This window comes from Natrinema hispanicum, assembly GCF_900111485.1.
In the GTDB taxonomy this organism is placed as follows: Archaea; Halobacteriota; Halobacteria; order Halobacteriales; family Natrialbaceae; genus Natrinema; species Natrinema hispanicum_A.
Window position 1 is genome coordinate 110243 of record NZ_FOIC01000010.1, and the last position, 17128, is coordinate 127370.

Genomic DNA, 17128 nt, shown 5'->3' on the forward strand with positions numbered 1-17128 from the left:
CCATGACGTTCGAACTGTCAGACCGGGTGCAGGCGGTCCCACCGTCGGGCATCCGCCGGTTTTTCGAAATCGCCGAGGAACGCGACGATGTCATTTCGCTTGGCGTCGGCGAACCCGACTTCGCGACGCCGTGGGCGGCCCGCGACGCCGCGATCACCTCCTTAGAGCAGGGCAAAACCTCGTATACGGCAAACCGTGGCAAGCGAGAACTCCGCGAGGCGATCGCCGACTACGTCGCCGACCGGTTCGAACTGGGCTACGATCCCGACGAGGAGATCATCGTCACTGCCGGCGCGAGCGAAGCCGTCGATCTCGCCTTCCGAGCGTTCGTCAACCCCGGTGACACGGTCGCGATCGCCCAGCCGGCGTACATCTCCTACGAGCCCGGCGTGATCTTCGCCGGCGGCGAGGTGTTGTCGGTCCCAACCAAGGAGGAAGACGACTTCCGGCTCACCGTCGAGGGCCTCGAGGAAGCCGGTGCGGCCGACGCGGACGTGCTCGTCCTCTGTTATCCCAACAACCCGACGGGGGCGATCATGCCCGAGGAGGACTTAGAGCCGATCGCCGAGTTCGCGCGCGAACACGACCTGACGGTCTTCTCCGACGAGATCTACGCCGAACTCACCTACGACGGCGAGCACATCTCGATCGCGAGCCTCGAGGGGATGCGCGAGCGGACCATCGTCTTCAACGGCTTCTCGAAGGCCCACGCGATGACCGGCCTCCGGCTTGGCTACGCGCTCGGGCCGGCCGACGCCATCGGCGCGATGAACAAGATCCACCAGTACACGATGCTCTCGGCCCCGACGACGGCCCAGTACGCCGCGCTCGAGGCCCTTGACTCCTGTGACAACGACGTCTCGGAGATGGTCGAGGAATACGACCGCCGACGTCGGTTCGTCCTCTCGCGGTTTCGTGAGATCGGGATGGACGTCTTCGAGGCCAAGGGGGCGTTCTACTGCTTCCCCGAGGTGCCCGAGGGCTTTACCGCCGAGGAGTTCGCCGAGGAAGTCCTGCGCGAGCAGGGCGTCGCGGTCGTCCCCGGCGATGTCTTCGGCGACGTCGGCGAAGGCCACCTGCGCGTCTCCTATGCGACCGGCCTCGAAGACCTCCGGAAAGCGCTGAACCGGATCGAGGCGTTCGTCGCGGATCACACCTGAATCGCGCTCGAGCGTCGGTCTCTGTTCTCGAACAAGAAAGTCCCGACCGGCGACATCGATGAGCTGCAGCCCGAGTGACAGACACTGTTGGACACACCCCACAGCGCCGCTCAGTCACGGCACTCAAATAGGGGTTTCACAAACAATGGGCTGACTGTCCGCCGATGATGGGAGCGACCGTGAGTGGTGTGCGCCTCGAGCGCGCGAGTGAGACGAGCCGATCGGCTTGCGGAGGGACAGCGTCGTGACGACGCGCTCCATCCCGATCGTCGATCGCGTCACTGACGCTTTCTTCGCGCTCGACACTGGCTTTCGGTTTACCTACCTCAACGAGCGGGCCGAGACACTGCTGAAACGCTCCCGCGAGGAGCTGATCGGCCGGGTCATGTGGGACGAATTCCCCCAGACCGTCGAGACACAGTTCCCCGACGGGTTCCACCGCGCGATGGACGAGCAGGTACCAGTCTCCTTCGAGATCTATCACACACACCTCGAGACGTGGTTCGAGGCCCGCGCCTATCCTTCCGAGACGGGGCTGTCGGTCTACATGCGCGACGTCAGCGAGCGCAAGGCCCAGGAGACGACGCTGGCCCAACACGCCGCGGTCGTCGAGGCGATTCGCGACGCTGTCGTCACGTTGGATCGCAACCGTGAGATCGTCACCGTCAACAGCGCGACCGAATCGGTCATTGGCGCGGACCGCTCACAGCTCGTCGGCGAGCACGTCGAGACGCTGACCGAGCTGGCGGGCATCGACGACGACGATGCCGTCGAAATCGGGCGGGCGATCACCGACATCGACATCGGCACCGCCGAGCGTTGCCAGCTCGACCTGCCGTATATCGGCCCGGACGGCGACGACCGGATGGGCGAGTTCCGATTCGTCCCCATCGAGGACCGCGCGGCGACTGTCGCCGCCATCATCCGAGATATTACCGATCAACACGAGTACGATCGCGTCGTCACGTCACTTCACGAGGTTACCCGGTGGCTCCTCGGGTCCGACGACCCCGAGGAGATTTGTGCGATCGCCGTCCACTCGGGCAGCGACTTGCTCGATTTGCCCATCAGCGGCATTTGGTTGCTCGATCAGGAACACGGCTATCTCGAGCCGGTCGCCGGCACTGCCGGTGCCCACGACGAGTTCGGCGGCCTGCCGCGGTTCAACCCCGGTGAGGGTCTCGTCTGGGACGTCTTCGAGGCCGGCGATGTCGAACTATTCGACGACCTCTCAGAGACCGACGACCTCTACAATCCCGAGACACCGCTTCGCTCGGAGATTATCGCGCCTATCGGTACCCACGGCGTGCTCATGACCGGCTCGTTCGATCCTCACCGCTTTGACGAGCGCGACGTCGACCTCGTCTCGACGCTCGTCGAGAACACGCGCGCCGCCCTCGACCGGGCCGACAGAGAACGAGTCCTCAGAGATCGGACTGCCGAACTCGAGCGCCAGACCGAGCGTCTCGAAGCCGTCGCGGACATCCTCTCGAACGACTTGCAGCGCCAACTCGAAGCGGTCGCCGACGCACTCGAGGACGACGACATCGATGAGTGGGAGTTCCCGCTGGCAGAAAACACCGTCGAGACCACGCTCGACCGGGCCGAATGCTTAGTCGACGACGTCCGTGAGTTTGCCCGGAACGCCACGGCAGTGGGCACCCGGAGCCGCCTCCGTCTCGAATCGGCGATCGCCGATGCTGTCACCGACTCGCAGATCGATGAAGACGCACTCATCGTCGACGCGACGGCCACGCTCCGGGCCGGTCCCGACCGATTCGTTCGCCTCCTCGAGACGGCCTTCGACAGCGCCGCCGCGCGAGCCGACAACGACGTGACGATCCAGATCGGACTGGTCGGATTCGACGACGGAACACGGGGCTTTTTCATACGTGACGATGCCGCCGAAATCCCGCCAACTGCACACGATCGGGTGCTCGATCCGACCGCCGACGATGAGACTGCAATCGACGGGCTTGGCCTCGCGCTCGTCCGTGCCATCGCTGAAGCCCACGACTGGACGTGTACCGTCACCAACGACGACAACGGCGGCACGCGAGTCGAAATTCGAGAGATTACGACCCTCGAGCGACGGCTCTCGTAGGCCCCCAACGAGCGAATCGCGGGCGACGTCAATGTCGGACTCGCCATCGAGCGCTCCGAAACTGTCGATTCGGTCACCGAATCGACCCGACGAATACCAAGAGAAGTACCGCTCGCGGAATCGACCCGTCGATCCAACCGTTACTCGAGTTCGCGTTCGATCGTCGCGCGTCGCTCGGCGATTTCGCTCGCGTCGGTCTCGATCGTCCGGTCGGCGACGGCGATCGTGAGTCGCCCGTCGTCGGTCGCGGAGCCGAGTTCGACGACCGGTGCGACGCCGTCGAACGCTTCGCGGACCGCCTCGACCGACTCGGTCTGGATCAGTGCGCGACCGGGCTGTTCGTGGAAGAGTTCACCCGCGGGATCGTCGCCGGGAAGCGACACCTCGAGCCCAGCGTCGTCAGTGACCATCTCGGCGAGTGCGACCGCGAGGCCACCGTGGCTGATGTCGTGGACGGCAAGTGTCGACTCGTCATTTGCGACCGCCGCCAGCGTCTCGACGACGCCGGTGGGATCGTCGGGCAGTTCGGGGAACCGGTCGCTGCCGTCGAACTGTGCGAGGTACTCGGAGCCACCCAGTCGGGCGTCGTCGGCCTCGAGTCCGAGGTCACCGACGAGCACGAGCTCGCCGTCGGTTTCGACCGACAGCGGCGGCGCGTCGTAGCCGTCTTTGGCACCGACCATCGCCAGTGTCGGCGTCGGTGGGATCGGCCCTGCAACAGAGTCGTTGTACAGCGAGACGTTTCCGCCAACGACCGGCGTCGACAGCGTCTCACACATCTCGGCGAGGCCGTCGACGATACCGGTGAAGCCGCCGTACACGTCGTCTTTCTCCGGATTGCCACCGTTGAGACAGTCGACTGCAGCCAGCGGCGTCGCGCCCTTGGCCGCGATGTTCATCGCGTTCTCGAGCGCGACCGCGCGGGCTCCCTCGTAAGGCGCGACGTTGGTCCAGTTGGGTGCCGCACCGGAGGAGATTGCCAGTCCCTGCTCGGCTTCGCGGACGGCGATGATGGCCGCGTCGTCGCCCGGCCCCACGCTCGTGCGGACGCCGACTTCGTGGTCGTACTGGCGGTAGACCCACCGCTTCGAGGCCGTGTTCGGACTCGCAACGATGGCGTCGAACGCGTCCTCGAGATCGGCATCTGGGAGGTCGGTTTCGGGTTGTTCGGGTTCCTCGGTCGGGAGGTCGTTCATCGGCGCGCCTTCGCCGAGGAAGTAGGCGTCGACGTCGACGACCGTCTCGCCCTCGAACGTACAGACGTAGTTACCGTCGGTGACTTCGCCGATGACCGAACAGCCGAGATCGAAGCGCTCGACGATCTCGCGTACGCGGTCGACGTTGTCGGGTTCGACCTCGTAGCACATCCGCTCCTGGGATTCGGCGAGCAGGATCTCCATGGCGTTCATGTTCGGCTCGCGCTGGTGGACACGCTCGAGGTCGATCTGTGCGCCCAGATCAGCTTTGGCAACCATCTCGCTCGAGGCACCGCCGAGGCCGGCGGCACCGAGGTCGCGGGCCGATTCGATCAGGTCCTCATCGACGAGTGCCTCGTTCGCTTCGATAAGCAGCTTCTCGGCGTAGGGGTCGCCGACCTGCACTGCGGGACGGTCTTCGGTTTCGGCGTCTTCGGCGAGGTCCTCGCTGGCGAAGCTCGCGCCGCCAAGTCCGTCGCGACCGGTAGCGTTACCGACGAGGACGAGCTTGTTGCCCGGCTCCTGGGCCTCGGCGGTGACGAGTCGCTCCTCGTTGGTCAGGCCGACACAGGCGACGTTGACCAGCGGGTTGCCCTCGTATTTGGGATGGAAATCGACGCTGCCGGCGACCGTGGGGACGCCGATACAGTTCCCGTAGTGGCTGATCCCCTCCACGACGCCCTCGAAGAGATACTTCGAGTGGTCGTCGTCGAACTCGCCGAAGTACAGCGAGTCCGCGAGCGCGATCGGGTACGCACCCATCGAGAGCGTGTCCCGGACGATGCCGCCGACGCCGGTTGCTGCGCCGTCGAACGGGTCGACGTAGGAGGGGTGGTTGTGGCTCTCGATTCCCATTGTGATGTACGTGTCACTGTTCCCGTCTCCGTCGCCGCTGTCGGGGAGTGCAACGACTGCCGCGTCGTCGCCCGGTCCGATGACGACTTGGTCACCCTCGCTGTCGAACGCCGACAGCAGCGGTCGCGAGGAGCGGTACGCACAGTGCTCGCTCCAGAGGTTCTCGAACAGCGCCGCCTCCGCCCGGGTGGGCTCTCGGTCTAACTCGGAGACGACGAGTTCGCGGTCCGAATCGGCAAGACTCATTCATCTAGGTGATGAAAGTCGGCCGGTAAAGGGGTTTCCATATGCACGTTCGTGGATATTGATTTCGGTCGCTCGAGCGGCTGGCTCGCGGTCGAGCGATCGACGGCAGGAAAACGAAGCAGGAGCTTGACGGTCCTCGACGGCTACGCGCGTCGTGACGTCCTTATTCGAAATCGAGATCGAACTCGAGAGACACCTGGTTCGTCACGTTGTCGTACAGCGGTGACGTCTCGAGGACTTCCTCGTGTAACGCCTCGAGTTCCTCATCCGACGCGTCGGCGTCGATATGGGCCGTGGCACGAATCTCTTCGTACCCTGCCCGGACGTCGTCGCTCAACCCGAGGAAGCCCCGCAGGTCGATGTCGCCCTCGAATTCGAAGTGCATATCGTCGATTTCGATGCCCTTCGCAGCGGCGTGGCCCGCGTAGGTCACGCTGAGACACGAGCCGATGGCAGCCAGGAGGTGTTCGACCGCGTTCGGGCCGTCCCGTTCGCCGAGCAACGCAGCTGGCTCGTCGCCGGTCACGGTGAACTCCGGCGACTCGATCGTCTCCTCGTTCTGTTCGAAGTCGCTAATGCGTGTCTCGCTTGCGAAGCCACCCGTCCACTCCGTTTCAGCACGGAACGTGAACGACGCTTGCGCTGGCTCTGCAGCGACTCCTTCGATGAGCGACTCGAGTTCGTCGACGTCGAGTCCGTTTATACTGGTCATGAGTAAATTGTGCAATACTCAGTTGCCTGCGGACTGCGATAACCCTTTCGAAGTAGTCACAACATATGGTATCAGATTAGGAAGAACTAGCAATATTCATACTTACTTAACACCGACTATTTTGCGTTCCTGGGTCGGGTTGCGGTCGGCACTAGCTACTGAATCCTCTTAAACGAACAGTAACGGACGTATTACGTCTATTTTCGAGATCAATATGCTCAACAGCACATCTTAGAACGAGGTGCACGTCGGGTATAGTTATCTCATCGCATTCGGAAATAATGTCTATTTCCGCCGGGTTTACAACCGGGCCAGCGCTACCTGGTATTGGATAGTATCTGCATGACTCTGAAGAACGGAATCGATATGGAGAAGTTCGAACAGCTCACCGCCGCTGCCGAGGACGACCCGGAAAACGCTGCATTCCGGTTTTTCGCAGAAACGGAGTGGACGGGCGACACGACGTGTGAAACAACCGTCAGTGAGATCGAAAAAGGGGGCACACTCGTCGACTCGCCCGAGTTCACCATGGAAGGTGCGTTGTTCGGCCATCGTGACGCACCGAACGCACTCGAGCAGTTGCTGTCCTCGCTCGGCACCTGTCTGACGATTACCTACGCCGCCCACGGCGCAAAGCGAGATCTCGAGATTTCCGAGATCCGCCTCGAGTTCGAAGGTCGTGCTGACATGCGCGGCCTCCTCGGACTCGCCGACGACGTCCGGCCCGGCTTCGATCACATCGAGTGTACCGCACACATCGAGTCGCCCGCGTCGACGGCCGAACTCGAAGCGGTACAGGAGGCGGCACACGCGAGTTCGCCTATCCTCGATAACCTCGAGAACGAAGTGACGGTCGACATTCACCACGCAACAGCGGAGTAACGCGGCGTCGCGTTCGATCCGTGCATACTCACTCTGGCCTCGACTTCGACTGATCGAACGCTCGAGTTCCGCTGTCGCTTCCGAGCCGCCTCAAGTTCACTCGTTTTCCGTCTCGACGCGTGCCGTAATCGCGACGCGAGTCGCACGGCTAATCGAGGCGCTTTTGGTCAGGCCGTCTAAACGTACGTTCGTGCTGTCGGTCGAACTCCACACGCACTCGGCGCTGTCTTACGACGGCCGGGATCCGGTCGAACTCATCTTGGAGCAGGCCGAGGCGATCGGTCTCGATGCGATCGCAGTGACCGATCACGACGAGATCGACGCGAGTCTCGAGGCCGCCCAGCGTGCCCCCGAGTACGGCCTCGTCGGCATTCCGGGGATGGAAATCTCGAGTCAGGCGGGGCACATACTGGGACTGGGCCTCGAGGAAGCGGTACCACCCGGTTTGTCCTTCGAGTCGACGCTCGAGGCAATTCACGATCAGGACGGACTGGCGGTCATTCCGCATCCCTTTCAGGAGGCTCGCCACGGCGTCATGGCCCGGGTCTCTCGCGAGCAACTCGCAGCAGGCGACGCCATCGAGGTCTACAATTCGCGGCTGTTTACCGGTCGGGCGAACCGACAGGCAGAACGCTACGCCCGATCACGAGGGCTGCCAATGACTGCCGGCAGCGACGCCCACATCAGCGAGATGGTCGGGCAAGCAGTTACCCGCGTCGACGCCACCGAACGCTCCGCAGAGGCGATCCTTGCAGCGATCGCGGACGGGCGGACGACCGTCGAAGGAAAGCGCACGCCCTGGCGGATCAGCGTCCAGCAGTTCGCCGGCGGCGTCACGAGACGAGTTGGCCGCGTTTTGAACCTTCTCCGATGACTGAACCAACGATTCGCGGTGCCGATCCAGCGACTGTTCGCGGCGCACTCGCCGACGCCGAATCACTCCCGGGAACGACCGGCTTCGCCGGCGAGCTCGACGGCCGTCTGGTTCGTGACGTCCTCGGCCGGGTCCCGCTGTACGTCGACACCGACCCCGACACCGAACGCCAGACTGCGGCGTGGGCATTCGAGCCGAGCGCACTCGAGGATCCGACGCTTTTCCCGGCCGGCGCGGTCGCACCTGTCGGTGAGTCACTGCCCGAGCCGGAATCACACTGGCGTCTTCCCGAACCGACGCCCGAGACGGACCCCGCGGCCGCCATCAACGCCCTCGAGCGTGCCGTTCGGACGGCCAGCGAGGCCGTCACTCAGGACGATCGAGACGTTGCTGTCGCCTTCTCCGGCGGTGTCGATTCGGCGCTGGTCGCCGAACTACTCGACGCGCCGCTGTACGTCGTCGGCTTTCCCGACAGCCACGACGTCGAGGCCGCGCGGACAGCCGCCGACGCGATGGGTCGCGACCTCACGGTTGTCGATCTCGAGCCGGCAGACCTCGAGCGGGCCGTCCCCGAGGTTGCACGGGCGATCGGGCGGACGAACGCGATGGACGTCCAGATCGCTCTGCCGCTGTATCTGGTGGGCGAACGCGTCGCCGCCGACGGATTTGACGCGCTCGCGGTCGGACAGGGAGCCGACGAACTGTTCGGCGGCTACGAGAAGGTCGTCCACCTCGACCATCGGGTCGACGCCGAAACAGTCCGCGGAGCCGTCCGTGAGGGAATTCGGAGCCTTCCCGACCAACTGCCGCGGGACGTGCTGACGATCGAAGCGACGGGACTCGAGCCGGTCGCGCCGCTGCTGCACGACGCCGTCGTCGCGGCGGCGCTTCGCCTGCCGGACGAGTTGCTAGCCGACGAGGACGAACGAAAACGTGGCTTCCGACGCGTGGCAGCCCGCTATCTGCCCGCCGAGGTCGCCAACAGGGACAAAAAGGCCGTCCAGTACGGCAGCCTCGTCGCCCGCGAACTCGACCGGCTCGCCCGCCAAGCCGGCTACAAGCGCCGAATGGACGATCACGTCACGAAATACGTCGCGTCGCTGCTCGAGGATGCGGAGACGGCTGCCGAGTAAGGACGCGCTTCGTCTCAGACGGTCTGCTGTCCCGCTGTCCCGGCCCGCCCGCAGGACGGTCGCGGCCGGCCGGCACTGACTGACAGGCGTCCGTCTCAGGACGGCATCGGGCAGAGACTCGCGGTAAAGACGACCGTCTCGTCGGTGTCGTTTCTCGCACCGTGGACGACGCCCCGGTCGTGGTGGACGACCCCGGGCGCATCGATTTCGTCGTGCTCGTCGCCCTGGATGACTGTTACCGTCCCCTCGAGGACGTGAAAGACGTTCGTACTATCACCGTGGTCGTGTGCCTCGAGTTCCGCGCCCGGCCCGAGCGCGAACGCTTTCACGAGCACGTCGTCGCTGACGACCAGTTCCGTACTTTCGACAGCGCCGTCAGCTGGCTCGAGGTCGGCGATCGCGTTGGCGTATTCGTCTCGCATATCGAGTCAGTTCGACGGGCGAGCCCATAACGGCAGGGGAGAACTGCAGGTCAGAACGAGCCGTGTGCGCTCATACGGGCGCTATCGCTGTGTCCCGGTGCACCTTCGATCCGTGGTGTGCCGGCACTGACTGGGAGGTGTCGGTCTCAGTCTTCCGTCTCAGTCGGCAGCTTGTTCGCCGGTTCTTGCGTGATGTTTTCCGAGACCGTCCGGCGGTTGGCCTCGCCGACGCGGTCGGCGACCTCGCCGACGACGTCCTCGAGATGACTCTGGACCTCGCTGTCGTCGTTTTTGACGAGTGCGCCTTGGCTGCCGTCGGCCCCGAAGTCGGGATGGATCGGGATCCGGCCCAGCAACGGCACATCGTACTTGTCGACGATGGTGTCCGCTCCGCCGGTGCCGAACAGGCCGTGCTGGTCGCCACAGGACGGGCAGATGAAGGAACTCATGTTCTCGACGACGCCCAGGACGGGGGTGTCGTGTTTGTTGAACATCTGGATCCCCTTGCGGGTGTCGTCGAGTGCCATCTCCTGGGGCGTCGTGACGACAACGGCACCGGTGACGGGCATCGACTGCAGCAGGTTCAGCGTCGCGTCGCCGGTTCCCGGCGGCAGGTCGACGATCAGGTAGTCGAGTCGGCCCCACTCGACGCCCTCTAAGAACTTCATCATGAACTTGTTGACCATCGGGCCGCGAAGGATCGCGGGATCGTCCTCGTTTTCCATCATCATGCCCATGCTGATGATGCGAACACCGTCCGAGCGCGGCGGCACGATTTCCTCGTTGGGCGTGACGCCAGGGTCGCTCTCGGCCGGGAGGATCTGGGGAACGTTTGGCCCGTGAATGTCGGCGTCAAGAAGCCCGACCATCGCACCGCGTTTCTCGAGTCCGGCTGCGAGGTTGGCCGCGACCGTCGTCTTGCCGACCCCACCTTTGCCCGAGGAGACGGCGATGACGTTGCGAACGCGGGGGAGAACCTCGTCGTCGAAGCCGTGTTCCTCATCGACGTGTGCTCGCAGGTCGGCCTCGAGACCGGCGTCTTCGATGACGTCGCGGATCTGGTTGCCGATCTCCATCTCGGAGGGCGCGTATGGCGCGTTAAACGCAAGCGAGATGCGAGCCGTCTCGTCGTCGATCGTGACGTCGTTGACCAACCCAAGCGAGACGATATCCTCGCCGATGTCCGGATCCTCGACCTCCTCGAGTTTGATTTCGAGCTCGTGTGCAGTGATGGTCATAGTGTCGATGTACTAGCCGTACGAAGGGCCCGGAACGGGATACGTGTGATGGTTCGGGCGTGGAGAATGATATACGGAGTGGGGACTATCGTAGCTACTGAAACGCAGTGTCCACCTGATCGCACGACAGCTGTGCGAATACTGTCGAACTCGTTTCAGGTGTTACTATAGCAGTCTCGACTGTGACTGTGATCGCAAAAAAACGAAATCGGTGTTCGGAATTCGATACGGACGTCGGTTACGGTGGGCCGACGCTGCTGATTGGCTCCGGCGGACCGCCGTAGAAGACGACACCGATCAGGACGGTCAGGATGAACATCCCGACCCACATCGAGGTCGTCAGGCCGACGAGATAGCCAACGCCGAGCAGTCCGGTCGACGTGTCTCGCGGCTTTCCAAGGAACCATGCTGCGAGCATGATGTAGACCGGGACCAGGATGATCGCGAAGATGACCCAGGTCCCCTCATTGGGGAAGCCGGTGAAACCGCTAGTGCCGTCGTAGCCGTGATACAGGAGTTCCGATGCGAATGTTGTCAGTGCTGGACTCATGCTTCCACCTCGGGTTCGGTCGCCTCGTCACCGTGTGCGTGGTCGCCACGCATGTGCTCGACCGCGTGGAGCTCGACCACTGGGACGAGCTTCGAGAGGTTGAGGAATAAAAGTGCCACCAGTCCGGCCGTCCCAGCGAGCGACGCCCACTCGATCAGGCTCGGGAAGTAGGTCCCGGGCGTGTTGGCGTAGATGTCGAACACCGGGTGCTTGAATCCTTCGACGACGAACAGGACCTTCTCGGTCAGTGTTCCCGTGAGGATGATCCCGCTGGCGAGGAGCGCTCGCTTCTTGCTGAACAGCGACGGACGGATCGTCTGCAGGAAGATGTACACGAGCGTACTGAAGATCAGGAACATCGCACCCTGATAGAGCGGGTGCGCGAGCTTCGCTTCGGCCGAGACTGCTTTCGCGTTCGGTCCAAGGAAGACACCGTTGAGGACGAACTGGAGCTGGAACCAGAGGAACAGCAGGGTGAAGAACCCGAGCCACAGGAGCAGCCCGCGGAAGATGTCGTCAGTGATGATGTGATCCCAGTCGTAGGCGCGTCGGAACGCATACGAGATGATGGTCACACCACCGATTGCCGACATCAGCGCGATGCTCAGGAACATCGGGCCCTGAATGCCGCCAGTCCAGGCAGGCATCGCCGGGAGCAGCGCGAACAGCCACGGGATGACGCCGCCGTGGAGCAGGAGCGGGGCCATGATGATGACTGCGGCTGCGAGCCACCAGACCATCCGCTCGATGATCTCGTCTTCTTGCTTGGTGTAGCCAAGCGTCATGATCTTGTAGATCGGCTCGAAGCGGTCAGGGAGCTGGTCGCGCAGTCGGCTGACGTCGTATCGGAGCGTGAGCCCGAGATAGGTCGCCGACAGCACGAAGTAGGCCGTAATGACCGTCACGTCCCACACCAGCGGCGAGTTGTTGACCGTAATGTGGTAGTGACCGATGACGCTCGTGACCATCCGGTCCGGCCGGCCCATGTGGACCAGAATGTAGAAACCGGCGGCCGAGAGGCCACCGATAGTCGTCATCTCTGCGAGTCGGGCGATCGGCATGTACCGATCCATCCCGAGCAGCCGGACAGCCGCCGAGAGGATGATCCCGCCGTGAGCGACACCGACCCACCAGATGAACGCGCCGATATACAGTCCCCACGTCGAACCGCCACCGGAGCCCCAGTCACCGAGCCCGGTGACGACAAGCCCTTCCTGGAGCTGGTAGGCCCAGCCTGCGAGGAAGACCAGAAGGGCAAGCGTCGCGATACCGTACAGAACGAAGTACTTCTTCGTGAGCGTGTTGATCGGACGAAGGATGTCCGCTTCGGTTGGCTCCTTCGTGCTCATAGCGACACCCCGTCAATGTGACCGACGGTCTCATTATCGAGTTTTTCCTGCCGCCTGTCGAGGAGCCCGGCATCTTCGTACTTGGTCGGGCCTTCGACCTGATAGGCGTCCGATCCAGGCTCCGCACCGAGGTACGTGACGTTCGGGTTCGTCCCGATGTGGTCGAGCAGGTTGAACGAGCTCGGATTGCCCACGTACTGCTGGAGCTGGAACCGTGCGCTCTCTTCGCTGCCGTCGTCAAGGTTCAGCGTATCGAGGGCGTCCTCGCTCTCGAGGTCGACGTACCCTTCGATGGCATCGAGGGACTCGAGAATGGTCCGTTCGTTCTGGATCATGGTGGTGTTTTTGTTGTCACCAGGCTCGAGTCGCTCGCTGACGATGTCGATCGCTTTCATCATCGACAGCACCTCCTCATCGAAGGTCCGGCTCTCGTTGGCGGCGTCGAGCGCCGCGATCGCGGACTCGATGTCGTCGCTCTCGCTGAGCGTTTCGTTGACCGTCTCCGGACCGGGAACGTACCGATTGCTGCTGATGTGGTCGCCGCTCAGGTGGGCGACGGCTCGGCTCTTGACCGGGTGCTCGCGGTGCTGGTACGAGTCGCTCTTCTCGTCGTTGACGTCACCGAACTGGATCGCGTTCGGCGGACAGGCCGATTCACAGGCGGTCGTCCCGACCATGTCATCGCCCTGTTTGCCGTCCTGCATGGACGGACAGAACGTACACTTGCTCATGACGCCACGCGGGGCACGACTGTCGACCCACCGCTCGCCGTGTTCGTACTCGGCGTGCGTGATCTCGTCGGGGTCTTCAGGGTTCTCGAGGCCGTCGATGTCCTCGTATTCGACGCTTGGGTCCTCCCACTGGAAGTAGTTGACACCGTACGGGCAGGCAACCTGACAGTATCGGCAGCCGATACAGACGTCGTAGTCGGTCAACACGATGCCGTCCTTGTCACGGGTGTGACGGGCCGTCGTCGGACAGACCTTCTCACAGGGAGCGTCCGTGCAGTGCTGGCACGGTCGCACGAGCATGTTGAAGTCGCTCCCCATGTTGAAGTCGGTGTAAGCACCGGAGTCGACCAGACCTTGCCCACCATCGGGCGAGGAGTGATTGCGGTCTTCCCAGGCCATGACGTACATCCAGTTGACGCCCTGGTCGAGGTCGTTCTCCTGCTGGCAGGCCGTCATGCAGGTCAGACAGCCGTCACAGCGTTCCAGGTCGATCGTCATCCCCCACTGGGTATCGGGGTGTTCGTGAGTCTCGGTGCCCCCACCGTGGCCACCTTCGGCGACGCTGGCCTCGGGACCGTCGTCGACGGTGCCCCACGCACCGACGCCGACGGCTGCCGCGCCGACACCCATCTTCTTCATCGCTTCACGACGGGTCTGTTCGCCGTCACCGTCGAACTTGTCGAGCATCCGGGAGACCGTGCCCTTGGTCTCTTCTTGGGCCTTCTCGTAGGCCTCCTTGGTCGGGCGCTCGTCCTCGCCGAACTCCTCCATCACGTCGTCGTGATATTTCTCGTGGAATTCGGCCTCGGAAAGCTCGCCTTCGGTGACCCGCATCGCGTCACGGGCCATGTCCATACCGAGTTGGCTATCGTACTCGGTATCATCGAGCATCGACTCGAGTTCGCCTTCCCACTCGTTTCCGAGTGGATGGAATGATTCGTCATCCGTACTCATCAGATCAGAACACCTCTGAATATGACACTGGTGTCATGCCGAGAGTACTCGACGGCATGCACTTCAAATCGTTCATTTGTGGATCCTCATCCCTCGCTCACAACCCAAATTGGATGAAGTATAGAGCTGATTTCCAGCACGTGAGAATCGGGCCGACTATGTTCGTATATATAAGTTAACGGCTGTCAACGTGGACCAGCGACGCGCTCGAGCGCGGATACTCGGGCGTCAACACTCGAGGTTCGATCTCAAAGCGTCGGCTCGACACCCGAGAAACGACAGTTCGGTATCACCTCGCCCGGAACACGGTTCAACGTGCCGGTTCGGTGATCGTTTTTTTACGGCGACAACTCCTGCACTGGGATCGATGTGTCTCAACGCAGTGGCCGACAATACAGAACGGTCTCATGCGCTCGTCGGTCGATCCTCGACTTCCACATGCTCGGCAGCACCCGGAAGCTCTGCAACGAACTGTTTGATAATCGCTTCTTCGGCTCGGTGAAGCGTCTCGCTACACGTCGATTTGGCGATGTCGAGATGGGCCGCGAGGTCGGTCAGTGAACAGCGCCGTGGGGTGTCGTAGTAGCCTGCGTCGACGGCAGCGACGACGACTTCGAGTTGCCGCTCCGAGAGCAGTTGCCGTTCGTGGAGTCGCTCGCGGACGTTGTCGATCCGGTACTGGAACCCAAACCGCTCGAGTTGGTCGGCGAGTTTCGCCAGCCGCTCTCGGGAGCCGGTGACCTCGACAGTTGCCTCGCCATCGACGATTTCGATCGGGAGTTCGATCGGGACACCGGACTCTCGCGAGGACACCAACAGCAGTGGCGTTGTCGCTTCGAAGTGAACTGTCGCCTCGTGAATATCCTGTTGGGCGACCGTCAGTTCTGTGAGCTGTGGATGCTCGGCCATCGCCTCGATCACTGCCGAAACCGTCGGACCAGTGATCCGAACGAGGGCAAACCCGGATTCAGGCCCGGGAACGGCCGCGAGCACCCGAAAGGTCGACTCGGGGTAGGCCGTCGATAGCTGATGAATCCAGACCTCCTCGGGCATCGTGATCGTGAGTGTCGCGTGGGCCATACGAGCGCGTTCAGTGTACCTCTGTCCCGTGGCCACGAATATGTTCGCAATCTTTTCATACCGACTACTGTCAGTCATTTCCGGTGGGACCGCGACCGTTCTGCAGTCGGGCCGGGACAGCGGGACAGCAGACCGTCTCAGCCGTGGTGAGGTGCTACGAGCAAGCGTTGCCACTTCTCCGATCGGGTAAAGATGGGTCCCGGGGCCGCGTGCAGACCGATCACCCTCCGAGGTGGTCGATGAGGTGGTTACAGAGTCGGTCGGGCGCTTCGTGGGGCACCCAGTGACTCGTCGCCGACAGGAGCTCGAGGCGACTCGTCGCACAGAACCCTGCGCTATCGACCGCCAACGCGGGGACAAGCGCTGTGTCGTCCTCGCCCCAGACGACGAGCGTCGGTGCGTCGATCCGATCAGTCGGGAGTTGCGGCGGATCCCGAGGCGCCGCCCGATACCAGTTCAACATCCCGGTGAGCGCACCATCTCGGCCCCAGGCCCGCCGATAGCGGGCCAGTTCACCGTCGGTGAACGTTCCCGGTGCGGCCGTCCCCCGAAGTGCTCGCTCGAGGAGCCGGTAGTCGTCGTACCGACAGGCGAGTTCGGGAAGCCACGGGGGCTGAAAACAGATGGCATACCAGCTCCGACGCAGTTGCTCGGGATTTGAGAGCAGTTGTCGCTGGTAGGCGGTCGGATGGGGCGCGTTGACGATGGCGAGCCGGTCGACGACCTCGGGGAACCGACATGCCAACTCCCAAGCGATGACCCCTCCCCAGTCGTGGCCTACGACATGGGCTGTGTCGCACGATTCAGTTGCAAGCAACTCAACGATGTCCCGTGTGAGTTCGTCTGTTCGGTATGCTGGCACGCCGTCGGGTTTCTCGCTCCGGTTGTATCCCCGCTGGTCCGGAACGAGGACGCGATAACCGGCATCGACGAGTGGGCCGATCACCTCCCGCCAGCCATACCAGTACTCGGGAAACCCATGGAGCAAGACGACTACCGGATCCGCTCGATCGCCAGCAGTGATGACGTGTAACTCGACACCGTTGACCGTTCTGCGGGTCGACATCGCGTCGACAGCCGATGGCAGCGCAGCCTCGAGTTGCGCCGCCGACGCCGTCGACCTCGAGTACGTCCCCATTTGAGGACACCTGCACTGCGGATCGGGATATCGGTTGGGATATTATCGCTGCGGGCGAGGGTTTGTCCGGCGCAGGTCGAACCGTGGACGGGGCATCACGTCCAGACGCGAAGACAGTCGGTCGAACAAAAGTGGAGATCGATGTGCTCCTCGCCGTCGGATTCGACGTAGGTTGTAAGTGTGTATTACTACTTCGGCGGTTGAATCGGCACCGCAATCTTCGCTGGACGCCTTTGAGTTTGCATGGCCCAAATCAACTGCCGGATACAGAATCCAAAGTTGGCGATTCGGCGATTTCTTGACCCAGTTCGGGCCGCGTTCACGACGCGGCCCGACGGCTCGTCGTGGGCGCGTGCCGCCAATACGTGGCGGATGGCACTTGCCTACGTTGAGGGGTTAGTGCGCCCCGGCAGCCACAAAACCTTGCGTGGCATTGGGAAACGAATGGATGTTCATGAAGACCGCATCCGGCGATTCATTACTCAGAGCCCTTGGAACCATGAT

At 62.9% G+C, this 17128-nt stretch carries 14 protein-coding genes; 5 read left to right on the forward strand and 9 right to left on the reverse strand.

Annotated features, from left to right (window positions below):
* The first annotated feature begins 2 nt into the window (after positions 1-2).
* Together BSG09_RS11290 and BSG09_RS11295 are read left to right on the forward strand one after the other, a co-directional pair.
* The gene (locus BSG09_RS11290) at positions 3-1160 is read left to right on the forward strand and encodes a pyridoxal phosphate-dependent aminotransferase (RefSeq protein ID WP_092933153.1); all 1158 of its coding nucleotides are present in this window, start codon (positions 3-5) and stop codon (positions 1158-1160) included.
* A gap of 244 nt (positions 1161-1404) precedes the next feature.
* Positions 1405-3264, forward strand: a complete 1860-nt coding sequence (locus BSG09_RS11295; RefSeq protein ID WP_092933155.1) for a PAS domain-containing sensor histidine kinase — start codon at positions 1405-1407, stop codon at positions 3262-3264.
* Positions 3265-3404: 140 nt separating this feature from the next.
* Here BSG09_RS11295 and purL read toward each other — a convergent pair whose 3' ends face one another.
* Complete coding sequence (purL, locus tag BSG09_RS11300; protein ID WP_092933157.1) at positions 3405-5561, reverse strand: phosphoribosylformylglycinamidine synthase subunit PurL; 2157 nt, start codon at positions 5559-5561, stop codon at positions 3405-3407.
* 163 nt (positions 5562-5724) lie between these two features.
* Complete coding sequence (locus tag BSG09_RS11305) at positions 5725-6273, reverse strand: OsmC family protein (protein ID WP_092933159.1); 549 nt, start codon at positions 6271-6273, stop codon at positions 5725-5727.
* A gap of 342 nt (positions 6274-6615) precedes the next feature.
* On the opposite strand from BSG09_RS11305, the gene BSG09_RS11310 reads away from it, so the two are divergent.
* The 3 genes from BSG09_RS11310 (at position 6616) to BSG09_RS11320 (ending at position 9162) form a co-directional block, all read left to right on the forward strand.
* Positions 6616-7155 (forward strand): OsmC family protein, encoded by a 540-nt coding sequence (locus BSG09_RS11310; RefSeq protein ID WP_092933161.1) that lies wholly within the window; start codon positions 6616-6618, stop codon positions 7153-7155.
* Positions 7156-7345: 190 nt separating this feature from the next.
* Positions 7346-8029, forward strand: a complete 684-nt coding sequence (locus BSG09_RS11315) for a PHP domain-containing protein (RefSeq protein ID WP_092933163.1) — start codon at positions 7346-7348, stop codon at positions 8027-8029.
* The gene (locus tag BSG09_RS11320; RefSeq protein WP_092933165.1) at positions 8026-9162 is read left to right on the forward strand and encodes an asparagine synthase C-terminal domain-containing protein; all 1137 of its coding nucleotides are present in this window, start codon (positions 8026-8028) and stop codon (positions 9160-9162) included. Before BSG09_RS11315 ends, BSG09_RS11320 begins: the two co-directional genes overlap by 4 nt.
* Positions 9163-9257: 95 nt before the next feature.
* Here the strand turns inward: BSG09_RS11320 and BSG09_RS11325 are convergent, their stop codons facing one another.
* The 7 genes from BSG09_RS11325 to BSG09_RS11355 form a co-directional block, all read right to left on the reverse strand.
* Complete coding sequence (locus tag BSG09_RS11325) at positions 9258-9584, reverse strand: cupin domain-containing protein (RefSeq protein WP_092933167.1); 327 nt, start codon at positions 9582-9584, stop codon at positions 9258-9260.
* A 146-nt stretch (positions 9585-9730) separates the two neighbouring features.
* Positions 9731-10822: an Mrp/NBP35 family ATP-binding protein gene (locus BSG09_RS11330; RefSeq protein ID WP_092933169.1), complete on the reverse strand. Its 1092-nt coding sequence runs from the start codon at positions 10820-10822 to the stop codon at positions 9731-9733.
* A 238-nt stretch (positions 10823-11060) separates the two neighbouring features.
* A complete protein-coding gene (locus BSG09_RS11335) occupies positions 11061-11372 on the reverse strand; it encodes a hypothetical protein (RefSeq protein ID WP_092933171.1) in 312 nt (103 codons plus the stop codon).
* Complete coding sequence (nrfD, locus tag BSG09_RS11340; RefSeq protein WP_092933173.1) at positions 11369-12721, reverse strand: NrfD/PsrC family molybdoenzyme membrane anchor subunit; 1353 nt, start codon at positions 12719-12721, stop codon at positions 11369-11371. The genes BSG09_RS11335 and nrfD overlap by 4 nt, the downstream gene beginning before the upstream one ends.
* Entirely contained in the window at positions 12718-14406 is a 1689-nt protein-coding gene (locus BSG09_RS11345; RefSeq protein ID WP_092933175.1) for a 4Fe-4S ferredoxin N-terminal domain-containing protein, read from the reverse strand. Before BSG09_RS11345 ends, nrfD begins: the two co-directional genes overlap by 4 nt.
* Positions 14407-14811: 405 nt before the next feature.
* Positions 14812-15486 carry a helix-turn-helix domain-containing protein gene (locus BSG09_RS11350; RefSeq protein ID WP_092933177.1) on the reverse strand — a complete coding sequence of 225 codons (675 nt, stop codon included), beginning with the start codon at positions 15484-15486 and terminating at the stop codon, positions 14812-14814.
* Positions 15487-15706: 220 nt separating this feature from the next.
* Positions 15707-16624 carry an alpha/beta fold hydrolase gene (locus tag BSG09_RS11355; RefSeq protein WP_092933179.1) on the reverse strand — a complete coding sequence of 306 codons (918 nt, stop codon included), beginning with the start codon at positions 16622-16624 and terminating at the stop codon, positions 15707-15709.
* Between the last annotated feature and the right edge of the window lie 504 nt (positions 16625-17128).

Coding starts and splice junctions, on each gene's coding strand:
- BSG09_RS11290 (WP_092933153.1), top strand. CDS start 3: ATGACGTTCGAACTGTCAGACCGGGTGCAGGCGGTCCCACCGTCGGGC.
- BSG09_RS11305 (WP_092933159.1), bottom strand. CDS start 6,273: ATGACCAGTATAAACGGACTCGACGTCGACGAACTCGAGTCGCTCATC.
- BSG09_RS11310 (WP_092933161.1), top strand. CDS start 6,616: ATGACTCTGAAGAACGGAATCGATATGGAGAAGTTCGAACAGCTCACC.
- BSG09_RS11325 (WP_092933167.1), bottom strand. CDS start 9,584: ATGCGAGACGAATACGCCAACGCGATCGCCGACCTCGAGCCAGCTGAC.
- BSG09_RS11345 (WP_092933175.1), bottom strand. CDS start 14,406: ATGAGTACGGATGACGAATCATTCCATCCACTCGGAAACGAGTGGGAA.
- BSG09_RS11355 (WP_092933179.1), bottom strand. CDS start 16,624: ATGGGGACGTACTCGAGGTCGACGGCGTCGGCGGCGCAACTCGAGGCT.
- BSG09_RS11335 (WP_092933171.1), bottom strand. CDS start 11,372: ATGAGTCCAGCACTGACAACATTCGCATCGGAACTCCTGTATCACGGC.
- BSG09_RS11350 (WP_092933177.1), bottom strand. CDS start 15,486: ATGGCCCACGCGACACTCACGATCACGATGCCCGAGGAGGTCTGGATT.
- BSG09_RS11320 (WP_092933165.1), top strand. CDS start 8,026: ATGACTGAACCAACGATTCGCGGTGCCGATCCAGCGACTGTTCGCGGC.
- nrfD (WP_092933173.1), bottom strand. CDS start 12,721: ATGAGCACGAAGGAGCCAACCGAAGCGGACATCCTTCGTCCGATCAAC.
- BSG09_RS11330 (WP_092933169.1), bottom strand. CDS start 10,822: ATGACCATCACTGCACACGAGCTCGAAATCAAACTCGAGGAGGTCGAG.
- purL (WP_092933157.1), bottom strand. CDS start 5,561: ATGAGTCTTGCCGATTCGGACCGCGAACTCGTCGTCTCCGAGTTAGAC.